General features: G+C 35.0%; 2 protein-coding genes. Both read right to left on the minus strand.

All coding sequences use genetic code 11. The features are described from left to right. Nucleotides 1-3: 3 nt before the first annotated feature. Nucleotides 4-1,794: a leucine-rich repeat protein gene (locus tag LKE05_RS13955; RefSeq protein ID WP_308457238.1), complete on the minus strand. Its 1,791-nt coding sequence runs from the start codon at nucleotides 1,792-1,794 to the stop codon at nucleotides 4-6. A 19-nt stretch (nucleotides 1,795-1,813) separates the two neighbouring features. Continuing rightward, nucleotides 1,814-2,138 (minus strand): copper amine oxidase N-terminal domain-containing protein (locus tag LKE05_RS13960; protein WP_308457239.1); only part of this gene is annotated, 325 nt, incomplete at its 5' end.

The raw sequence follows: 2,138 nt of genomic DNA on the forward strand, positions 1-2,138 counted from the left end.
TAATCATTCCAACCATTCAACTTCCAAACCAAGTGCCTCTGCGACGAAACGCACAGGGATAAATGTTCGGTCGTCTTTTATTATTGCGGTTGTATCCATTTGTGATGATTTGTTGTTTACTGTCAAAACATCACTTCCGAGTGTCACTTTTACAACATCGCCGTTTTCTTTTGTAATGGTTGCTGTCTTTGATGTATCGTCCCAATCAACCTTGCAGTCAAGCATTTCAGATACTGCACGAATCGGCACTTGTGTTCGTCCGTTTTCATCAACAAACGGCTGTGCGTCGGGGAACACTACGTCTGTGCTGTCTACCTTTACCTTAACAGCATTGCCTGTTTCAACCGTAAGCTTTTTCGGTTTTGCAGTCGGTGCACTTGTTTCAACAATCGGCGATGTTGTTTCGCTCGGTTTAACAGTAGCAGTCGGCTCTTGTGTCGGAGTTACAGATGATGTTGGCTTTAATGTTTCTTTTGCGGTGGATACAGATTCATCTTTTTTATTGACTTTAGGTAAATCTATACCTGTATGTTCCTTAAATAACACATAAAATCCATCTAAAACATATTCATCAGAATTACTGTAAAAATTCTCCGGCAGCTTTATATTTGGGTCTTTAAATATTACATTTTCTTTGTGGTCATAATTTATATAATAACCATCTAACGGATATTCTTCAATATTTTTCGGTGCTCCCTCAAAAGTCACTTTTTCCATATACGGACACATATAAAATGCCCAACTTTCGATTGTATCAACATTTTTAGGAATAGTAATTTCTTTTAATGTTGTACAGGTAAAAGCACGTTTTTCTATTTTTTCAAGGCTTTGCGGTAAAGTAACCGTGTCTATATCGCAAAACGAAAAACCATCTTGAGTAATACTTTTAACACCTTCTGGCACTTTTGGATTTTTGTCATTTCCGGTATATCTCAACAAGGTATTTTCGACAATTACAAAATCTTTATCATTACCGATTGTTTTATTTGTTTTGCCTTTTAGATACTTATCTTCACACCAAGCTGAACCACGAACCATATTGTATATATTGACTGTCATATCCGAATTAAACGTGATATTATCCCCATCAAAATAACAACTTACTTTGTCAAGCATTTTATCAGGTATATTTATTTCTTTTATATTTGTACCGTCAAACCAACAAGCTGTTTCTTGATTTTTATTTTCAGGTGTATAAGTTAAATTATTTGATAAATGAACTTTATCTAAATCACCGCAATCTGAAAATGCTTTATATCCCATATGTGTAACAGTATTAGGAATTAAAATATCACCCGTCAATGAATTTAAACCGCTGAATACATATTCGCCTATATACTCAAGATTGTTCGGTAAGTCAATATTCTCTATTTTAGGGCATTTAGAAAAAGAATTATTTCCTATTTTCTTTAGTGTTGACGGAAATACTATTTTATTGAGAGAATCGCATTCCTGCATTATACCGTCAGGTATTTCTGTGATTCCATCTTTAAAATCAATTTCTTCCAAACTGCTTGATGAATTAAGAATCGAAAAGTTTACATTTTTATTTATAATTAGTTTTTTTATTGCCGTATGTGTTTGCTTGATATGATTTAAACCAAGCAAATTTGAATTTTCAGGTATTTCACAAATATCTGATGTACCCACATACGCAAGAATATTATTTGTACCCTTTTCGTAAATGAAATCTCCTCGTATTTCCTCGTCTTCAGCTAAATCATTTGCAAATGATGTTACACATAATGACATCATTATTGCAAGTATGCTTATTATTGAAACAATCTTTTTCATAATTCTACCTCTTTCCTAATCATTCCAACCATTCAACTTCCAAGCCCAGTGCCTCTGCGACGAAACGCACAGGGATAAATGTTCGGTCGTCTTTTATTATTGCGGTTGTATCCATTTGTGATGATTTGTTGTTTACTGTCAAAACATCACTTCCGAGTGTCACTTTTACAACATCGCCATTTTCTTTTGTAATGGTTGCCGTTTTTGATGTATCGTCCCAATCAACCTTGCAGTCAAGCATTTCAGATACTGCACGAATCGGCACTTGTGTTCGTCCGTTTTCATCAACAAACGGCTGTGCGTCTGGGAATACTACGTCTGTGCTGTCTACTTTTACCGTAACG

This window comes from Hominilimicola fabiformis (assembly GCF_020687385.1).
In the GTDB taxonomy this organism is placed as follows: Bacteria; Bacillota; Clostridia; order UBA1381; family UBA1381; genus Hominilimicola; species Hominilimicola fabiformis.